At 73.6% G+C, this 18,526-nt stretch carries 23 protein-coding genes and 1 pseudogene; 12 read left to right on the top strand and 12 right to left on the bottom strand.

All coding sequences use genetic code 11. The annotated features are described in order from the left end of the window. Window positions 1-36: 36 nt before the first annotated feature. Window positions 37-768, bottom strand: coding sequence for a class F sortase (locus VK640_14670; GenBank protein ID HTE74424.1), 732 nt, complete (start codon window positions 766-768; stop codon window positions 37-39). A 122-nt stretch (window positions 769-890) separates the two neighbouring features. Between VK640_14670 and VK640_14665 the strand changes: the two genes are divergently transcribed. The 12 genes and pseudogenes from VK640_14665 to VK640_14610 all read left to right on the top strand — a co-directional run bounded on the left by VK640_14665 (window position 891) and on the right by VK640_14610 (window position 10,953). Further along, a complete protein-coding gene (locus VK640_14665; protein HTE74423.1) occupies window positions 891-1,445 on the top strand; it encodes a cysteine dioxygenase family protein in 555 nt (184 codons plus the stop codon). Continuing rightward, window positions 1,439-1,831: pseudogene (locus VK640_14660) on the top strand (rhodanese-like domain-containing protein). Before VK640_14665 ends, VK640_14660 begins: the two are co-directional and overlap by 7 nt. A gap of 18 nt (window positions 1,832-1,849) precedes the next feature. Beyond that, on the top strand, window positions 1,850-2,188 hold the full coding sequence (locus VK640_14655) for a winged helix-turn-helix domain-containing protein (GenBank protein HTE74422.1): 339 nt from the start codon (window positions 1,850-1,852) through the stop codon (window positions 2,186-2,188). 117 nt (window positions 2,189-2,305) lie between these two features. Next, window positions 2,306-3,412, top strand: coding sequence for a P1 family peptidase (locus tag VK640_14650; protein HTE74421.1), 1,107 nt, complete (start codon window positions 2,306-2,308; stop codon window positions 3,410-3,412). Window positions 3,413-3,431: 19 nt separating this feature from the next. Further along, window positions 3,432-3,863: a heme-binding protein gene (locus VK640_14645; protein ID HTE74420.1), complete on the top strand. Its 432-nt coding sequence runs from the start codon at window positions 3,432-3,434 to the stop codon at window positions 3,861-3,863. Continuing rightward, window positions 3,860-6,097: a propanediol/glycerol family dehydratase large subunit gene (locus tag VK640_14640; protein ID HTE74419.1), complete on the top strand. Its 2,238-nt coding sequence runs from the start codon at window positions 3,860-3,862 to the stop codon at window positions 6,095-6,097. The genes VK640_14645 and VK640_14640 overlap by 4 nt, the downstream gene beginning before the upstream one ends. Next, complete coding sequence (locus tag VK640_14635) at window positions 6,094-6,450, top strand: diol dehydratase small subunit (protein ID HTE74418.1); 357 nt, start codon at window positions 6,094-6,096, stop codon at window positions 6,448-6,450. The genes VK640_14640 and VK640_14635 overlap by 4 nt, the downstream gene beginning before the upstream one ends. 7 nt (window positions 6,451-6,457) lie before the next feature. After that, entirely contained in the window at window positions 6,458-8,149 is a 1,692-nt protein-coding gene (locus VK640_14630; GenBank protein ID HTE74417.1) for a diol dehydratase reactivase ATPase-like domain-containing protein, read from the top strand. A 334-nt stretch (window positions 8,150-8,483) separates the two neighbouring features. After that, window positions 8,484-9,269 (top strand): alpha/beta hydrolase, encoded by a 786-nt coding sequence (locus tag VK640_14625; protein ID HTE74416.1) that lies wholly within the window; start codon window positions 8,484-8,486, stop codon window positions 9,267-9,269. Between the two features lie 72 nt (window positions 9,270-9,341). Next, a complete protein-coding gene (locus VK640_14620) occupies window positions 9,342-9,782 on the top strand; it encodes a VOC family protein (protein HTE74415.1) in 441 nt (146 codons plus the stop codon). 45 nt (window positions 9,783-9,827) lie between these two features. Further along, window positions 9,828-10,298, top strand: a complete 471-nt coding sequence (locus VK640_14615; GenBank protein ID HTE74414.1) for an isoprenylcysteine carboxylmethyltransferase family protein — start codon at window positions 9,828-9,830, stop codon at window positions 10,296-10,298. A gap of 37 nt (window positions 10,299-10,335) precedes the next feature. After that, on the top strand, window positions 10,336-10,953 hold the full coding sequence (locus VK640_14610; GenBank protein ID HTE74413.1) for a dihydrofolate reductase family protein: 618 nt from the start codon (window positions 10,336-10,338) through the stop codon (window positions 10,951-10,953). 13 nt (window positions 10,954-10,966) lie between these two features. On the opposite strand, the gene VK640_14605 is transcribed toward VK640_14610, so the two are convergent. The 11 genes from VK640_14605 to VK640_14555 form a co-directional block, all read right to left on the bottom strand. Then, window positions 10,967-11,656, bottom strand: coding sequence for a gamma-glutamyl-gamma-aminobutyrate hydrolase family protein (locus VK640_14605; protein HTE74412.1), 690 nt, complete (start codon window positions 11,654-11,656; stop codon window positions 10,967-10,969). After that, window positions 11,653-12,438 carry a GntR family transcriptional regulator gene (locus tag VK640_14600; GenBank protein ID HTE74411.1) on the bottom strand — a complete coding sequence of 262 codons (786 nt, stop codon included), beginning with the start codon at window positions 12,436-12,438 and terminating at the stop codon, window positions 11,653-11,655. Before VK640_14600 ends, VK640_14605 begins: the two co-directional genes overlap by 4 nt. A gap of 3 nt (window positions 12,439-12,441) precedes the next feature. Then, window positions 12,442-13,221, bottom strand: coding sequence for a 3-oxoacyl-ACP reductase FabG (gene fabG / locus VK640_14595; GenBank protein ID HTE74410.1), 780 nt, complete (start codon window positions 13,219-13,221; stop codon window positions 12,442-12,444). A 32-nt stretch (window positions 13,222-13,253) separates the two neighbouring features. Continuing rightward, window positions 13,254-14,267, bottom strand: a complete 1,014-nt coding sequence (locus VK640_14590; protein HTE74409.1) for a phosphotransferase — start codon at window positions 14,265-14,267, stop codon at window positions 13,254-13,256. Next, window positions 14,264-14,896 (bottom strand): microcompartment protein, encoded by a 633-nt coding sequence (locus VK640_14585; GenBank protein ID HTE74408.1) that lies wholly within the window; start codon window positions 14,894-14,896, stop codon window positions 14,264-14,266. Before VK640_14585 ends, VK640_14590 begins: the two co-directional genes overlap by 4 nt. Then, window positions 14,893-15,192 (bottom strand): BMC domain-containing protein, encoded by a 300-nt coding sequence (locus VK640_14580; GenBank protein HTE74407.1) that lies wholly within the window; start codon window positions 15,190-15,192, stop codon window positions 14,893-14,895. The genes VK640_14585 and VK640_14580 overlap by 4 nt, the downstream gene beginning before the upstream one ends. A 34-nt stretch (window positions 15,193-15,226) precedes the next feature. Then, window positions 15,227-15,466, bottom strand: coding sequence for a EutN/CcmL family microcompartment protein (locus tag VK640_14575; GenBank protein HTE74406.1), 240 nt, complete (start codon window positions 15,464-15,466; stop codon window positions 15,227-15,229). Next, complete coding sequence (locus VK640_14570; protein HTE74405.1) at window positions 15,466-15,945, bottom strand: hypothetical protein; 480 nt, start codon at window positions 15,943-15,945, stop codon at window positions 15,466-15,468. Before VK640_14570 ends, VK640_14575 begins: the two co-directional genes overlap by 1 nt. Next, complete coding sequence (locus VK640_14565; protein ID HTE74404.1) at window positions 15,942-16,544, bottom strand: BMC domain-containing protein; 603 nt, start codon at window positions 16,542-16,544, stop codon at window positions 15,942-15,944. The genes VK640_14570 and VK640_14565 overlap by 4 nt, the downstream gene beginning before the upstream one ends. 3 nt (window positions 16,545-16,547) lie before the next feature. Beyond that, window positions 16,548-18,125 carry an aldehyde dehydrogenase family protein gene (locus VK640_14560; GenBank protein HTE74403.1) on the bottom strand — a complete coding sequence of 526 codons (1,578 nt, stop codon included), beginning with the start codon at window positions 18,123-18,125 and terminating at the stop codon, window positions 16,548-16,550. Continuing rightward, window positions 18,122-18,526: aspartate aminotransferase family protein (locus VK640_14555; GenBank protein ID HTE74402.1), on the bottom strand; the 405-nt coding region annotated here is incomplete at its 5' end. The genes VK640_14560 and VK640_14555, both read right to left, overlap by 4 nt.

The raw sequence follows: 18,526 nt of genomic DNA, 5'->3' as shown, positions 1-18,526 counted from the left end.
TCGGCGGCTGCGCCGCTCAGACCTCGCTCGCGCCGCTCAGACCTTGGGCGAGGCGAACCAGACTGTGCGCTTCTCCCAGTTGCCCGGTCCGAGCCGACGCCCGGAGCACACGACGATCGCGATCTGCGGCGGGCCGTCGGTGTCGTAGTAGCGCGGCAGACCCGTCGACGCGAGCACCTCGACCCGCTCGGTGACCTGGTAGCAGAGCCGCGCCGAGCCACCGATGACGACGATCCGGTCACCCTGCTGCAGGCCGGCCAGCAGGTGGTTGCCCAGAGCGGTGCCGTCGGGCCAGGTATGCGCGTTGAGCAGCACGTTGCCCGCGTCCGTCCCCGGCGCGATCGCGTCGTCCCAGGCGAACATCGTCTTGCCGGCCGTCGTCAGCGGCGGCGTGCCGGGCACGTTGCCGGAGTCGCGGGGCGGCGAGATGACCGTGGCACCCCTCGTGATGCCGGGGACCGTGATCCGCTGCGGCGTGAAGGGCGAGACCTTCTTGTCGCACTGCTGGCGGGGCGCGTGCGTGGCAGCCACGGTCGTGGTGGCGGGCGCGCTGGTCGTGGCCGGCGTGCTCGACGGGGCGCTGGTGGTCGCTTGCACCTTCGCCGTCACCGACGGGCCGCTGGAGGAGCCTCCGCCGGTGCTCTGCTCGTCGGGGCCGAGCAGGCTCATCGTGCCGAGCGCGACGGCGACTGCCAGCAGCGCGGCGAGCACTGCCGCCAGGGCAGGTCGCGGCACCGACCGGCCCAGCACGCGCAGCGGAGGTCCCACCCCACGAGCGTAAGCGGACCTCGGTGCCGGGACACACCGATGTCGCACCGTGACTTGTTATCTACTTTGTCCAGTGACATGCTTCTCAAAGCACACCGAGCAGCGAGCCGAGGAGAACCACCGTGCCACCCACCGCAGCAACCACGACGACCAGCCGGGCAGCAGTGCCCGCTCCGGCCGGCCCAGTAGACCTGCCCTCCTTCCGGCGCGCCACCGCCCGTCGCCTGGTCGCCACCGCCCGGCAGCTCGCCGCGCGACCGGAGCTGTGGCAGCCGCACCGGGCCTTCTCCGCCGACGAGCGGCACGCCGCACGCATGGCGGTCACCCCGGACTGGGAGGCGTGGCTCCTCGGCTGGCTGCCCGGCCAGACCACTGGACTGCACGACCACGGCGGGTCGGCCGGCGCCTTCGTCGTCATCGAGGGTGCCCTCGTGGAGGCCACGCTGGCCCCGCCGCGGCGTCACGAGCCGGCCGCCCTGCTGCACCGCACGCTCGACACCGGGCGGCACCGCTCGTTCGGCCCGCACCACGTGCACGAGGTGCGGTCCGCCGGCGACGAGCCGACGGTGAGCCTGCACGTGTACGCGCCTGCGCTGGCCTCGATGCGCCGCTTCGTGCTCGACGACGACGGCCGGGCGGTCATCGTCGCCCGCGAGCGGGCGGGGGTGGACTGGTGAGCACGGCCGCCGTCGAGACGCTCTCGGTCATCGACCTGCTGGCGGCAGCCCGGTCGGGACTGGTCCGGCTGGACCCGCGGGCCGCCCGGGCCGCCTGGCAGGCCGGGGGTCTGCTGGTCGACATCAGGCCGGCACGCCAGCGGGCGGAGGAGGGCGAGGTGCCCGGCGCGCTGGTCGTCGAGCGCAACGTCCTGGAGTGGCGGTTCGACCCGCGCAGCGATGCCCGGCTGCCCGAGGCGTCGTACGACCTGCACGTGATCGTCCTGTGCTCCGAGGGCTACACGTCGAGCCTCGCCGCCCACGCCCTGCAGCAGCTGGGCATCCGGCGGGCGACCGACGTGGTCGGTGGCTTCCAGGCCTGGGCCGGGGCCGGCCTGCCGACCACCGGTGTCCCGGGGACGCCGGTGCGGCTGGCCGCGGTGCCGGAGCAGGCCGACCGGTCCGGCGACGGCGTCCCCGCGCTGCAGGTCGACCGCGACCGGCGGACGGTGCACGTGCGCGGCGAGGAGGTGGAGCTCACCCGCCGCGAGTTCGACCTGCTGGCCCACCTGGTCGACCAGCCGCAGCGGGTGCTGACCCGTCGCCACCTGCTCGACGCGGTCTGGCAGGCGGTGCCCAGCACCGGGGGCACCCGCACGGTGGACGTCCACGTGCACCGGCTGCGAGGCAAGCTCGGGCCGTCGTTCGCCGGCGCGCTGGTCACCGTGCGCGGCGTCGGGTACCGGTGGGTCCCCACGGCCTGATCGTCCCCACGGCCTGATCGTCCGCACGGCCTGATCGTCCCCGCGGGTGATCGCACTGACGGCTGGCCGGCCGCACCACCTGGTCGGCGGCCGGGCCGGTCTGCCACGCTGCCCAGCGTGAGCCCGCCGACCGGCCCGCCGCCGCCCCGACCGCGGTCCCGCGACCTCGGCGTCGTCACCGGCCGGCTGCCCACCGGCCCCCTCAACTTGGTCACCGACGTCCCGGGCGTCCGGGTCGGCCACACCACGGTCTGGACGGACGGTGTCGCGGGGGGCCGCACGCTGCGCACCGGAGTGACCGCTCTCTGGCCGCATGACGGCAACCCGTTCACCGAGCGGGTCTATGCCGCCACGAGCACGTTCAACGGCTACGGCGTCCTGACCGGCGACCTGGTCGTCGACGAGTGGGGGCTGCTCGGTTCGCCGGTGGTGCTCTGCGACACCGCCAACCTCGGCATCGCCTACGACGCCGTGGTGCGGCACCTCCAGGCGCTGGACCCGGCGGCCGGCCGCGACGACGTCGTCATGCCGGTGGTCGGCGAGTGCGACGACGGCTTCCTCAACGACAACCGCGCCCGGGCGCTGACCGAGGAGGACGTCGTGGTTGCGCTGACCTCAGCCTCTGCCGGCCCGGTCGCTCTCGGCGCCGTCGGGGCCGGGACCGGCATGCAGCTCTTCGACTACAAGGGCGGCATCGGGTCCGCCAGCCGGGTGGTGCGGCTCGGCGACCGGGAGTGGACGGTCGGCGTGCTGCTCAACGGTAACTTCGGCACCCGGCCGCAGCTGCGGGTGGGCGGCGTGCACGTCGGTCCGGGACTCACCGACCGGATGCCGACCCGGCACTCCGAGGGCTCGTGCATCGCGGTGGTCGCGACCGACCTGCCCCTGCTCCCCCACCAGCTGCGCAGGCTGGCCCGCCGGGTGGACGTCGGCCTCGGACGCCTGGGCAGCGTCGGCAACGACGGGTCGGGCGAGATCTTCCTGGCCTTCTCGACCGCGCAGCGGGTGCCCCGGACCGGGGACCTCCTCGACGTCCGGGCCGTCGTCGAGGGCCAGTACTGGACGCACGGCTCACCGCTCGACGACGTCTTCGACGCGGTCGCCGAGGCGGCCGAGGAGGCCACGCTGGACGCGCTGTTCGTCGCCGACACCGTCGTCGGGCGGGACGGCAACGTCCTGCACGGCCTGCCGGTCGACGAAGTGCTCCCCCTGCCGGCGCGCTGACTGCCACAGTGTCCCCGTGATGACCCTGGAGCTGGCGTCGCGGATGTCCGACGCGGCGGTGGGCCGCGCCACCCAGATCGGGGCCGTGGTGTCGGTCGCGGTCGTGGACGGCGGCGGCAACCTGGTGCACTTCCAGCGGATGGACCGCGCCGAGATCGCCGGGCCGACCCTGGCCGTCGACAAGGCCTACACCGCCGTCGCCCACCGCATCGCCACCGCGGAGCTCGGCCCCCTGTCGGCACCGGGCGGACCGCTCGCCGGGCTCGCGGCCAACGGTGCCGGTCGCTACGTCGTGTTCGCCGGCGGGCTGCCCTGCTGGGCCGGCGACCCGGACGTGGACGGGCTGGTGGTCGGAGGGGTCGGTGTCAGCGGCGGCACGGCCGAGGAGGACGCGGCGTGCGCCGAGGCGGCGACGGTGGTCTTCGGCGACGAGGCAGGAGGCACCCGATGACCGACGACCGCGTGGGCCGCATCCGGTTCATGGACCAGCAGCGGGTCAACCTCGACGGCTTCGCGCACGAGGACGTCGGGCTGGGGCTCGTCGCCATGAACAGCCCGCACGACCCCGATCCCTCCCTGGTCATCAGCGACGGCGCCGTCCTCGAGATGGACGGCCGGGCCGCCGCCGACTTCGACTCCCTCGACGCGATGGTGGCCAGCCACGGCATCGACCTGTCGGTCGCCGACGAGGCGATGGCCATCACGGACCTCGACTTCGCCCGGCTGTTCGTGGACGCTGCCGTGCCGCGTGCGGAGGTGGTCCGGCTGGTCGCCGGCACCACGCCGGCCAAGCTCGCCGCGGTCGTGTCGCTGCTGCGGCCGGTCGAGCTGGGCATGGCGATGACCAAGATGCGGGCCCGGCGGACCCCCAGCAACCAGGCCCACGTCACCAACCGGCTCGACGACCCGCTCCTGCTTGCCGCCGACGCGGCGACCGCGGCGGCGTACGGCTTCCGTGAGCTCGAGACGACCGTGCCGGTGCTCGCCGACGCACCGTCCAACGCGGTCGCGGTCACGATCGGGTCGGTGGTGGGGTCCGCCGGTGTGCTCGTGCAGTGCTCGGTCGAGGAGGCCATGGAGCTCGAGATGGGCATCCGCGGCCTGGTGTCCTACGCGGAGACGGTCAGCCTCTACGGCACCGAGTCGGTGTTCGTCGACGGCGACGACACGCCCTACAGCAAGGCGGTGCTCGCGGCGGGCTACGCCAGCCGCGGCGTCAAGATGCGGGTGTCGTCCGGCGCCGGCGCCGAGGTCCTCATGGGTGGCGCCGAGCAGTGCTCGATGCTCTACCTCGAGTCGCGCTGCGTCTCGCTGGCGCGGGCGATGGGTGTGCAGGGGGTGCAGAACGGTGGCATCGACGGCGCCAGCGTCGCCGGTGCGGTGCCGCGAGGAGTGCGCGAGATGATGGCCGAGAACCTCATGGTGATGGCGCGCAACCTCGAGGCGTGCACCGGCAACGACGCGCTGATGTCGGAGTCCGACGTGCGGCGCACGTCGCGCACGCTGCCGATCCTGCTGGCGGGCAGCGACTACGTGTGCAGCGGCTTCGGCTCGATCCAGCGCTACGACAACATGTTCGGCCCCTCGCAGTGGAACGCCGAGGACTTCGACGACTGGCTGGCGATGCAGCGCGACTGGGGTGTCGACGGCGGACTGCGGACAGCGCTGCCGGCCGAGGTCGGCCGGCTGCGGCGCCGGGCAGCGGAGGCGTGCCGCGACGTCTACCGCTACCTCGGGCTGGCCGACTTCACCGACGAGCACGTCGAGCTGGCCGTCGACGCGGTCGGCTCCAAGGACCTCGGCGACCCCGACCCGATGGTCGTCCTGAACGCGGCGCAGACGGTCCGCAGCTCCGGGCTCGGGTCGCTCGAGGTGTCGGGCGCCCTGCAGGAGTGCGGGTACGACGCCGAGGCCGGTCGCCTGCTCGACATGCTCGCGGCCCGGGTGCACGGCGACCACCTGCAGACGGCGGCCATCTTCGACGAGCAGATGCAGGTGCTCAGCCTGGTCACCGACCCCAACGACTACGCCGGGCCGGGCACCGGCTACGAGCCCACGCCGGAGCGGCAGGCCGAGATCGACGGCATCCGGCAGGCCCGCGGTGTCGAGGACCTGCGAGCCGACCAGAGCGAGTGGGCCAGCGACGCGTTCACCGTGGTGGGTCCGGCCGCCGCGGGGACCGACCCGCGCGAGGTCGTCGTCGGCCTGTCGCCGGGCGTCGGACGTACGGTCTGGCGGACGCTCTCCGGCCTCACCGTCGTCGACGTGCTCGCCGAGCTGCTCGCCGGGCTCGAGGAGGAGGGCTGCGTCGCGCGGGTGGTGCGGGTCAACGGCACGCTCGACCTCGGCATGGTCGGGCTGACGGCCTCGAGGCTGGCGGGGTCCGGCATCGGGATCGGGCTGCAGGGCAAGGGCACCGCGCTGATCCACCGCCGCGACCTGCCGCCGCTGGCCAACCTCGAGCTCTACAGCATGGCCCCGGTGATCACGCCCGACCTCTACCGGCTGCTCGGCACCAACGCGGGCCGGCACGCCAAGGGGGCGACGCCGGTGCCGGCGCGCAACCCCTACACCGACGAGGCGATCGAGGCGCGTTACCACACCAGCGTCATCTCGCTCGTCGCGCTCGAGCGGTCGTGCGTCGACCGGTCGCTGGGCGTCGAGGACCTGAAGGTGGCGCTGTGACCCGCGCGTTCTCCGGCCGCGACGCCGACGAGCTGACCGTCGACCGGCTGGCGCGCGAGGAGCTCGCGGCCGACGACGTGCGGATCCACCCGGAGACGCTGGAGGCGCAGGCCGTCGTGGCCGAGCGACACGGCAACCCCCAGCTCGCCGCCAACTTCCGGCGCGCCGCCGAGCTCGCACAGGTGTCCGAGGACGAGGTGATGTCGCTGTACGACGCGCTGCGCCCGCACCGGTCCACCGGCGACGAGCTGGCGGCGCTCGCGACCCGCCTGGACGCCGTGCCGGCCCCGCTGTGCGCGGCACTGGTCCGGGAAGCGGCCGACGTCTACGCGCGGCGCGGCCTGCTGCGGTGAACACGGAGTGATCACCCCGACGGTCGTCGCGGGGGTCGACGTCGGCAACTCGACGACCGAGGTCGTGCTCGCCCGGGTCGCCGACGGGTCGGTGGAGGTGCTGGGCAGCTCGGCCGCACCCACCCGGCGGGTCAAGGGCTCTCCGGCGAGCCTGGACGGTGCGGCAGCGCTCGTCCGGCGGGTGGAGCGAGGGGTCGGCGTGTGCGCCGAGGTGGCCGTCGTCGCGCCGCTGCGCCCGGTCCACACCTCGACGGTCACGCTGCCCGAGCCGGAGGCCTGGACCGGTCGGCTGCGCGTCGCCGCCATGGCCGCCGGGACGGTGGCCGGGTCGGGATGGGGCGTCGGCCGGCCGGTGCTGCTCGACCGGCTCGCGGACGGGGGCGACGGTCCGGTCGTCGTCGTGGTCCCGCCGGGCGCCGGTTTCGTCGAGGCGGCGGACCGGCTACGGCATCCGGTCGGGGACGGTCGGGTGGTCGCGGTCCTGATCGCCGACGACGAGGCGGTGCTCGTCGCCAACCGGCTCGGTGCGGGCATCCCGGTCGTTGACGAGGTCGACCCGGCGGCGGTGCTCGGCGCCGCGCTGGTCGCCGTCGAGGTGGCCGGTCCGGCCCGCGTGCTGCAGCGGGTCTCGGACCCGCTGGCGCTGGTGGCCGATCTCGGACTGGCCGAGACCGAGCGCGCGGACGCCGCCCGGCTGGCCGGCCTGCTGCGCGACGCGACGAGCGCGGTGGTGGCTCTCGACCTCCGGCGTCCGGGCGAGAACGCGGTCACGGGCGACTCGGGCTGGGCCCAGTCCGGCTGGGCGGACCTGGCGGGGCCGGAGGGCCGTCGGGTGTCCCTCGTCGAGGCCGCCCGGATGGTCGGGTCGCTACGGGTGGGCACCGTGACCGCGTACGCCCGGCCCGGACTACCTCCCTCGGCCGTCGACGACCTGTTCGCCGCCGACCTCGCGGCGGTCGCCGACACCGTCGTGGCCCGGGTCGGGGCGCAGCGGTCGCGGGCCGTGGCGCTGGCGGTGCTGTACGGCGACCGCCCGGCGACCGACCCCTCGGCAGCCCTCGCCGAGCGTCTGGGCATCGAGGTGCGGTGCGCGCCGTCGGAGCCCGGGGCGGCGCGGGCCGGCGCACTGACGACGCCCGGCGCGTCGCTCGACGCGGTCGTCGTCGACGTGGGCGGTGGGACGGTCGACGTGGTGACGTCGCAGGGCCACGTGGTGGCCGCAGGAGCCGGTGAGCTGCTCACCGTCGGGGTCGCCGGGCTGACCGGCGCCACCGCGGCGGCGGCTGAGTGGGTCAAGCGGGGGCCGGCCGCCCGGGTGGAGGCCCCGCAGCTGATGCTCGGCGAGGACGGTGAGCGGATCTTCCTCGACCGGCCGGCGGGGCCGGAGACGATCGGCGCCTTGGCCGTGCGCGGACCGGCGGGGCTGCTGCCGTTCGACCGGCGCCACGCCCCTGGCGAGTGGCGGGCGCTGCGGCTCCGGCTCAAGGCCGACGTGCTCGGCGGCAACGTGGCCCGTGCCCTGCGCACGCTCGGCGCGTCTCCCTCGACGGTGGTCGTCGTCGGCGGCCCGGCGGCCGACGACGAGGCGATGGCCGCGGTCGCCCGCGTCCTGCCCGACGGCGTCGCCGTCGGGCGCGGCGACGTCGCCGGGTCGCTCGGCCACCGCTACGCCGTCGCCTACGGCCTGCTGCTCGGCTGAGATCGCCCGACGAGGTGTCTCCGACTCGATAGGGGTCCCGATCCAGGTGCGATGCGCGTCCCCGGGTCGAGGTGGCACGTGGACAGAACGCCGTCCGCCCGTTGACAGTCACCTGTTGTCGTGATGTACGACAGTTGTCGTCGGGATTCCCGACTGCCCTGGAGGGCCCATGCGCCGATCTGCCGCCGCGATTGCCGCAACGGCTGTCCTCGTCACCGGCGGATGCACCGGGAGCGAGGGCGACGGTTCTGCTGGTACGCCCTCGGAGTCGGAAACGACCGGCTCGCAGACGACCGACTCACAGCCGGCCGACGATGTCGTCAGCGAGCAGGACGTGAACATCGGCGGCCGCACGCTCTACCTGCGCTGCTGGGGCGAGGGGGCGGCCGGCGAACCCACCGTCCTCCTCATGTCGGGCTCCGGGCCGACGACGTCGTACTGGGAGCCCATGGCCGCCGACCTTGCCTCGGACGGCCATCACCTCTGCGCCTACGACCGGCTGGGGGTCGGACGCAGCGACGCGTTGCCGGAAGGCCCTCGCACCACAGAGGACCAGGTCGACGACCTGCTGGCGCTCCTCGACGAGGCGGAGCTGAACGAGCCGGTGGTCCTGGCCGCCCACTCGTTGGGCTCGCTTCCCGCGGTCGGCCTGGTGCACCGCGCACCGGAACGGGTCTCCGGCATCGTGCTGATCGACCCCTGGTCGCCTCGGGTGAGCGGCGCCCAGCGGGCTGCGCTGCCCCCGGAGAGGCCTGGCGAGTCGCCGGAGCTGGCCGAGGAGCGGGAGATCCTCGACAGCTGGCGCGATCCGGCCCAGAACCTCGAGCACCTCGCGCTGGTCGAGAACGACGCGGATGCGATGAGGCTGTTCGACGCTCCCGGGCCGTTCTTCGGGGACCTCCCGGTCGTGGTGCTCAACAGGCCACCGCCGCCGTACGACCCGGGTCTTCCCCGGCCGTACCACCGTGCGTACGTCGCTGCCCTAGAGGCCGGGGCGGAGGAGCTGGCCGCCGAGTCGACGGACGGCAAGCTGATCTGGGTCGAGGACACCGGTCACAACATCCACGAGGGCCGGCCGGAGGTCGTCACGGACGCGATCCTCGACGTTCTCGGGCAATAGCGGGCATGTCGAGAACGCCGCGTCGGCTCCGTCGTCGGACCGAGGACAGCCGGGCACGGAAGGATGGACGTCATGCCGCACATCAAGCAGCTCGACCACGTCGGGATCACCGTCGCCGACCTCGAGTCCGCGACGGCCTTCTTCGCCGACCTGGGCCTCGAGGTCGAGGGCCGCGCTTCCTTGGAGGGCGAGTTCGTCGACACGGTCATCGGCATCCCCGACTCGCAGACCGAGATCGTCGTGCTACGGCCCCCGGATGGGGGGACAGGGGTCGAGCTCGCCCGTTTCGTAAGGCCCGAGCACGAACCAGGATCGCCCACGGCGATGGCCACCGAGCTGGGCCTGCGCAGCATCTGCTTCGTGGTCGAGGACCTCCAGGGCGCGATCGAGGGACTGGCTGTGAAGGGGTACGGACTCGTCGGCGGTATCGGCCAGCACGAGAACACCTGGCGGATGGCGAACGTGCGCGGCCCGGAGGGAATCGTCGTCTCGCTGACCGAGCGGATCGGCTGACGCTTGGCGTGGTGGGCCCGCGACGTCTGACGCCACAATGTGCGCGTGCAGCGCGGACGCGAGGGCACCGTCGACTTCCGGCTCTGGCCGCCGGTCGCAATCGGCGGTCCGCTGGTCGCCGGCTGGCTGGCCACGCTGCTGTGGGGTGACCCGGTCGACCTCGGCGGGTGGCGGGTCCCTCTCGGCTGGGTGCTGGTCCTCCTGTTCGCGATCTGGAACGGCTGGTCGCTGTGGCTGTTCCGCCGGCACGACACCGGGCTGCTGCCGGGGCAGGAGACGCACGCGATGATCGAGGAGGGGCCGTACCGCCTCTCCCGCAACCCGCTGTACGTCGGCCTCCTGGCGCTCTACCTCGGGCTGGCGTTGCTGATCCCGTCGTTCTGGGCGCTGGTGCTGTTCCCGGCCGCGGTGCTGCTCGTGCTCTGGGGCGCGATCCGCCCGGAGGAGCGGTACATGCACGAGCGGTTCGGAGCGCCGTACGACGACTACGCCCGCCGGGTGCGGCGCTGGCTGTGAGTAAGGGTGAGTAAGGGTGAGTAAGGGAAGGACTCCGATGAAGCTGACGACCGTCACCAACCTCTCCGTCGACGGCGTGATGCAGGGGCTCGGCGGGCCCGACGAGGACGCCAGCGGCGGCTTCGAGCGCGGCGGATGGGCGCTGCCGCTGCTCGACGACGAAACAGAGGCGTTCCTCGGTCAGGTGTACCAGCGGGCCGACGCCTTCCTCTTCGGCCGGCGGACCTACGAGATCTTCGCCGGCTACTGGCGGCTCGTCGAAGACCCGGACAACCCGATCGCCTCGGCGTTGAACTCGCGGCCCAAGTACGTGGTGTCGACCACGCTCACCGACCCCGAGTGGTCGGGCACGACCGTCCTCTCCGGCGACGTCGCGGCCGCGATCCGGGAGCTGAAGGCCACCGAGGACAGTGAGCTGCAGGTGCACGGCAGCGGCGCCCTGGTCCGCTGGCTACTCGATGCCGGCCTGGTCGACGAGATCGTCCTTCTGACCTACCCGGTGGTCGTCGGCCAGGGCACCCGGCTGTTCCCCGACTCCGGCCCGGACACCGCGCTCGACCTCGTCGAGTCACGGTCCACGTCGGGCGGGCTGACGATCCAGGTCTACCGGCCCACCGGCCGGCCGCAGTACGCGGCCGCCGCTGACGAGACGTAGCGAGCGTCGTCGGTCAGGGCGCCACCGTCGTCGCCACTCGGTCGAGGAACGCGTCGACCAGGGCGTGCGCGGCGGCCCGCGACCCGGCCTCGCGCCCAGCGGCTGCCGACACCATCGCCGCGTGCTCCTGTCCGGAGTCGCGCACCAGGTCGGGGAACCGCCCGGCCCAGTCGTCGAGCACCGCAGGACGCACCTCCGGGTGAAACTGCACGCCCAGCAGCCCGGGCAGGACGAAGGCCTGCACGCCGCAGTCGTTGCGCGCCACCACCTCGGCGTCCGGCGGCGGGGTGAGCCCGTCGACGTGGAACGACGTCCACGGTCCCTCCGGCACCAGCGCGGGGTCGTCGGACCGGACGTGCACGACTCCGATCTCCGGGACCGGTGCCGGCGCGACGGCACCACCCAGAGCTGCCGACACCACCTGCGCGCCGTAGCAGATGGCGAGCACCGGCAGCCGCGCCTCGACCGCGTCGCGGACCAGCGCGACCTCCGCCGCCAGGGCGGGCGGGTCGACCGGCGCGTGCACCGACCACTCGGAGCCGAGCAGCAGCAGGAGCTCCACCGGCCCGGCCTCGGCCAGCCGGGGCGGGCCGTCCTCGCGCAGCACGGTCCGCAAGGTGTAGCCGCGCTGCTCGAGCCGCTCCCCGACGAACCCGGCGTCCGCGTCGGAGGCGTTGGCGACGACGAGCGCGGACCAGCTCACCGGGAGCCCCGCGGGCGCAGCTGCACCACCCGCCCCGCGCCGTCGCGGGCCCGGGTCGTCGCCGGCGTGCGCACCGTGATCGTGGTGCGGTCGGCGCGGAACAGGTCGTGAGAGAGCTCGAACGGCAGCCCGTCGTCGTCCCGCGTCGTCCGCGAGATGGACAGCAGCGGAGCACCTGGCTCCACACCGAGGATCGACGCCTCGTCCTCACCCGCCGGCACCACCTCGATGTGCTCGACCGCCTCGCCCGGCGCCGTCCCGTAGCGCTCCTCGAGCAGCTCGTAGAGCGAGCCGCCGAGCGGCTGGTCGAGCAGCCCGGGGAAGCGGTCGGCGGGGAGCCGCACGTGCTCGAGCGAGATCGGGGTGCCGTCGGCGAGCCGGATCCGGACGACGTCGAAGACGTACCCCCCCGAGCCGATCCCGAGGGCGGCCCGCGTGGTCTCGTCGGCCGCCACCATGCTCGTGCTGACGATCCGCGAGCCGGCCGTCATGCCCTGCTCGCGCAGCAGGGCCGGGACGCCGACCACCTGCGAGAGGTCCCGGTCGACCTTGCGCTGGTGCACGAACGTGCCGCCGCCGCGGCCGGGGACCCGACGCACCACGCCCTCGGCCTCGAGCGTCGCCAGGGCCGCGCGCACCGTCGACCGGCTGACCCCGAGGTCGAGGGCCAGGTCGCGCTCGGCCCCCAGCCGCTCCCCCGGGCGCAGCTGACCGCGCCCGATCTGGTCGAGCAGGCGTCGTCGCACCTCCTCGGCCGCCGGCCCGATGGCCTCGGCGGGCACCGGCTAGATCCCGGCCAGGGCGGCCGGGGACTCTGGCAAAGTCTGCCCGCCGTCGACGACGATGGTCTGACCGGTTATGTAGGCCGCCTGGTCGGTCGCGAAGAACAGCGCGGCGTAGCCGATGTCCTCGACGCCGCCCAGCCGGTGCTGGGGGATGACCGCCTCGGTCTCGCGGATGTAGTCGTCTCCCATCTCGGCGAGCCCCTCGGTCGCGATGTTGCCCGGCATCACCGCGTTGATGGTCACCTTCTTCGGCGCCAGCTCGATCGCGGCCGTGCGCAGGAAGCCGAGCTGGGCCGCCTTGCTCGCGCCGTAGTGCGACCAGCCGGGGTAGCCGGTGATCGGCCCGGTGATCGACGACGTGATGACCACCCGGCCCCGGCCGCTCGCCTCGAGGGCCGGCAGGCAGGCCTGCACCATGAACATCGTTCCTTTGAGGTTGCAGCCGAGCACCGCGTCGATGTCGGCCTCCGTCAGCTCGATGAACGGCTTGTCCGGGAAGATGCCCGCGTTGGCGCACAGCACGTCGATGCCGCCGAAGCGGTCGGCCGCGGCGGCCGCGATCGCCCGGCAGTCCTCGACCTTGGCGACGTCCCCGGTGACCGCCTCGACCCGGCCGCCCTCGCCGCGCAGGTCGTCGGCCGCCTGGGCCAGCGTCGACCCGTCGCGGGCCGCCACCAGGACGTTGGCGCCGGACCGGGCGAAGACCCGGGCGATGCCCTTGCCGATGCCCTTGCTGCCCCCGGTGACGACGACGGTCCGGCCGTCCAGGGATGTGAACACGGGTGCCTCCTCGAGTGTGGTCGGCCGGCTGGTCAGCCGAACTGTGCCAGGTAGCTCTCAGCCAGGTCGCAGCTGTCGGCGGTGTACTGCACCCCCATCGACTGCGCGAGGTCCGTGCCGGAGTGCGACCCGATCCACGCCACCAGCAGCAGCCGGCGCATCAGCACGAAGGTGGGGATCTCGGCCTCGTCCTCGGCCGGCAGGTCGCGGACCGTGCGGTAGCCGCGCACCCAGGCGTCGGTCAGCTCCGGGATCCGCGGGTCGTGCTCGAAGAAGCTCACGGCCGCGCCGAAGTCGTAGAGCAGCCAGCTCCAGCCGGAGTCGTCGAAGTCGATGACGTAGGTGCGCCCGTCGTCGACCAGCAGGTTCGCCAGCCGCAGGTCGGCGTGCACCAGCCCGTAGCGCTCCGGCCCGGAGCCGAAGCGCGCCAGCCGCTCGCGCAGCGTCGCGTCCAGCCGGCCCAGGACCTCCTGCTCGGCCGGCCCTACGGCCATGCCGTCCTGCCAGCGCCCCCAGCGCGAGACTGCGCCGAACGACCCGTCGTAGTCCCAGGCGAACCGTCGGAAGCCCGCCGGCCGCCGCCAGTGCGTGGCGTGGTCGTGCATCCGGGCCGTGATGGCGCCGAGCAGCTCGAAGGAGTCCGGCAGCCGCTCGTCGGTGGGTGTCGGCTCGACACCGGGCAGCCACTCGAACCGCACGACGTGGCGCGGGTCCGGGGCACCCTCCTCGTCCAGCGACAGCAGCCGCCGGCCGTCGGCGGTGGGCAGCACGTGCGGCGTGCGCACGCCGGCCTCGTCTCGCAGCGCGTCCAGCCAGGCGAGCTCGGACTCGATCTCGGGGCCGTCGTGGTAGCCGTGCCGGTGCACCCGCAGGACGGTGCGCTCGCTGGTGGCCGGGTCGTCGACGGCGTACGTCGCGTTCTCGCTCACGTTGAGCAGCGTCAGGGCGGCGTCGGTTGGCACGCCGTACTCGGTCAGGGCCCGCCGGGCGACCGGCTCGAGGCGCGCGGCGACGTCCTCGGCCGACAGGTCGTGGTGCGCGGTCACGGCTGGTCCCGGCCGGTCACCTCGGCGAGCACCCGGGAGATCTCGTCGCGCGCCCGGGTCACGTCCGCGGTGGTGCCGGCGAGGTAGACCCGCCCGGCCGCACCGATCATCGACACGTCGACCAGTGTGACGTCGGGGGCCACCTTCTCGGCGGAGTTCGCGGCAACCGCCGCGAAGAGCGCTGGGGTCATCTCGACGACCAGCAGCGACTGGCCCGGCATCAGCATCGAGGCCTGCCGGGTGCGGTTGATGATGACGGCGTGCTGGTCGGTCACGTCCTCGATCACGTCGGTGTAGAGCACGTGCGGGCGCAGCTGGTGCTCGGGGCTGGCCCCGAGTCCGTCGAGGATGGCTGTGCCGGCGCGACGTACGTCATCGAGGTCGGCGCCGTGCACCTCGAGCACGCCGAACTGCCGCTCGACGAAGAGGATGCCCGGCTCGACCGACGGCACCGCGCGCAGCGCGAGGTCGATGACCCGCTCGATCGCCAGCCCCGGCGCCACCTCGACGATCAGCGAGTGCTGACCCTCGAACGGCGGGTAGCCGCGGGCCCGCGTAGGCGTGCCCAGGTAGGCCGCGAACTGTCGCTGCAGGTCCACGACGAGGAGGTAGACCCGCAGCTCGGTCACGCGCTCGCGGACCCGTCCGTGTCGAAGTGCCGGCCGAGCTCGGAGTGCGGCCGCGGGATGACGTGCACCGAGACGAGCTCGCCGACCTGCCCGGCCGTCTCGGCGCCCGCCTCGGTCGCCGCCTTGACCGCCCCCACGTCGCCGACGATCGTGACGGCGACCAGGCCGTCCCCGACCTGCTCGCGGCCGACGATGGTGACGTTGGCCGCCTTGACCATCGCGTCCGCCGCCGCGAGCGCGGCGACGTAGCCCTTGGTCTCGATCATCCCGATCGCGGCACTGCTGTTGCTCGCCATTGCTTCCTCCTTGGGTGTCGCAGCCCGGGACGGGCTAGGACTCGTCGATCGAACCGATGACCAGTGCATCCACCGGCGGATGCGGGTCGGGGAAGTACGCGGCGGCGACCGAGCCGGTCGCCACGAGCACCCGCTCACCCACCCCGCTGCCGAGGACGTCGAAGGCCACCAGCCTGCTGCCGCCCTCGACCTCGACCTCGAGGAACGCCCCGTTGGGCAGGCCCTCCACGCGCTTGGTCGCCCACACGTTGCCGACCACGGTCGCCTTCAGCATCAGTGCTCCCTCTCCACGTCCACCCCGAGCGAGCGCGCCGTGTCACGCGCCAGCGGGGTGAGGACCGCCCTCGGGCCGAGGACGAGCCGTGCCTTGTCGGCCGCCGCGCGGCGGACCGCCCGCTCGGTCACCGCACCGCGCTCCACCCGCACCACCGTCTGTGCGGTGGCCGTCGGCACCGCCGCCGGTGTCCCGGCGGGCTGCTCCGCGGGCCCGGCCGCGAGCCGGAAGCCGTGCCGGCCGTCCCGCATCGCCTCGCGCCGGCGCGGGTCCTCGCACAGCGTCGCCACCCGGCGGACCAGGGCGTCCAGGTCGGCGTCGGTGCGCACGCTGACCGGCTCCGGCGCGGGTGCCGACGGCCGGTGCACGTCCCCGGCGGCGAGCGCCGTCGGCAGTACGTCGCGCAGCACAGCCCGGACCTCCGCGCGCAGCTGCTCGGAGGTGAGGCCGGCCGTCGCGACCCCGTCATCGGCGCTCATGCCGGCCTCAGCGCCCGCTCGGCGGCCTCGGCCGCTGCTCGGACGTCGGCCTCGCGGCCGGACAGGTAGACCCGGCCGGTGGCGCCGATCATCCGGTAGTCGACCACCTTGATCGCCGCTGCCTTCTCGGCCTCGTTGGTGGCCAGGATCGCGTAGGAGGCCGGCTGCATCTCGAGCACGAAGAGCGACTCGCCGGCCAGCGCCATGGAGCCGATCTTGTTGCGGTTGATGAGGAACGCGTGCTGGGCGTCGATCCGGGACACCACCTGCGAGGCGAGCACCGTGGGCCGCGTCGCGTCCGAGGCCTTGGCGTCGAGGGCGTCGAGGACGGCCGCGCTGGCCGAGCGCACCGCCTCGGTGGACCGCGAGTGCAGCTCGAGGTAGCCGAACTGCCGCTCGACCACCAGGATCCCGGCCTGCACGTCGGTGTTCTTCAAGGCGACGTCGGTCAGCGGCTCGATGTCCAGGCCCGGCGCGACCTCGATGACCTGCGCGGCCATGTCGGCCCTCGGCAGGCTGCCCTTGATCCAGGTGCCGAGGTAGCACATGGTCTGCGGCTGCAGCTGGTCGAGGAAGATGAACGACCTGAGTTCGGCCACGCCTCAGCCCCTGATGATGGTCTCGAGCTCCTCGAGGATGAGCCGGCGCAGCTCCTCGCGGAGCTCACCGACCTCCCCGAGCGCGGCGGACGGAAGGGTGGGCACCGGCGTGAGCCCCCCGGGTGCATCGGATGCAAGGTTGCTGGCGACCGGGTACGGCGGGACCTGGGCCGGCGGCTCCTGCCACGGCACCAGGCCCTCGTACGACGGCAGCACCTCGGACGGGTCGGTGCTGTAGGCGATCCTGGTGTGGTTGACCAGGTGGCGCGGCTCGAGGTTCTCCCCCAGCGAGCTACGCCCGACGAAACCGGTGCCGATCGTCATCGAGGGCGCCAGGTGGGTGTCGAAGCCGGCGCTGCCGTTGCTCCCGCCCTCGTTCACGGTGACCCTCAGCACCTGGACGGCCGCGGCGAACGCCATCACCGTCGACGGGTCGGTGCTGTGGACCACGGCGGAGTGGCCCGCGCCGCCGATGCGCAGCAGCGCGACCGCGGTGCGGATGCCCCGGTGCGCGCTCGGCACCCGGACCAGCCCGAGCACGGGGCAGAGCTTCTCGTGGGCGAGCGGCTCCTCGGGCACGGCCAGCTCGAACGGCGCCAGCAGCACCCTGGTCCGGCCCGGCACCTTGACCCCTGCCTTGCCCGCGATGGTCACCGCGTCCTTGCCGACCAGCGAGACGTCGAAGCGGCCGCCGGGAAAGACCGTGTCGCGTACCCGGTCCCGGTCCTCGGGGGACAGCAGGTGCGCGCCGACGCGCTGCATCTCGCGGACGAACCGGTCGGCGACCGCTTCCTCCACGACGACGACACTCTCGTTGGTGCACAGCACCGAGTTGTCGAAGGCCTTGCTGCTGATCAGCTTGTCGGCGGCGCGGCGCAGGTCGGCCGTGGCGTCGACGAGCACCGGCACGTTGCCCGGACCGACGCCGATCGCCGGGTTGCTCGACGCGTAGGCCGCGCGGACCACGGGGACGCCGCCGGTCGCCAGGATCACGTCGGTCCGCGGGTCGGTCATCAGCGCGTCGATCAGCGGGATCGACGGCTCGTCGACCACCTGCACGACCCCGTCCGGCGCACCCGCCTCGACGGCGGCCGCCCCCAGCGTCCGGGCCGCGTCGGCACAGCACTCCTTGGCGTACGGGTGCGGGCTCAGGACGACCGCGTTGCGCGTCATCAGCGCCAGCAGCAGCTTGAAGTAGACCGTCGACACCGGGTTGGTCGACGGCGTGAGCGCAAGCACGACACCGGCCGGCCGCGGGATCTCGACGATCTTGCGTTCGGCGTCGGTGCGCGGCGTGACGAAGTCGTCGTCGCGGTAGGCGTCGACGATGCCGCGCGAGCAGAGCCGGTTCTTCAGCGCCTTGTGCTCGACGACGCCGAAGCCGGTCTCGCGCACCGCCCACTCCGCGTAGTGCTCGGCCTTGTCCTCGGCAGCGCGGCCGACCGCGTCGACGATGCGCTGCACGCTCGCCCGGTCGTACGTCGCGAAGGTCCGCGCCGCCCACCGGGCACGCTCGAGCATCTGCCGGGCACGTGGCACTCCCGCGGCCTCGGGGACGCCGACCTCCAGGGTCTCGGTCACGCCGGCACCCGCTCCCCCGCGCGGCCACCCTGACGGGCCTCCGCCCGTGCCTTGCGGATCGCGACCTCGGTGCGGTCCAGCAGCTCCTCGCACAGCTCCGGACGCAGCAGGATGCCCGGCTTGAACTGGAGCACCCGCGGGTCCAGTGTCGAGAAGATCGCCCACACGCCGTTCTCGAACAGGTGCCGCATGACGAACTTCGCGCCCTGCGGGTGCGCGAACTCCAGCCCCATGACGACGCCGTCCTGCCGGATGCCGACGAACCAGTCCGGGTGGTCCGCCTGGATCTCCCGCAGCCCGCGCCCGACCAGGTCGCTGATGTAGTGCACCATCGACCGGGTCTCCGGGCGGTTGCAGATCTCGAGCGCCTTGAGCGCGGCGATGCAGCCGAGCTCGGCGCC

Source organism: Actinomycetes bacterium, assembly GCA_035489715.1.
Taxonomy (GTDB): domain Bacteria; phylum Actinomycetota; class Actinomycetes; order JACCUZ01; family JACCUZ01; genus DATHAP01.
Note: the sequence above shows the minus strand (reverse complement) of the source record. Positions and strands in the feature narration are given on the sequence as shown.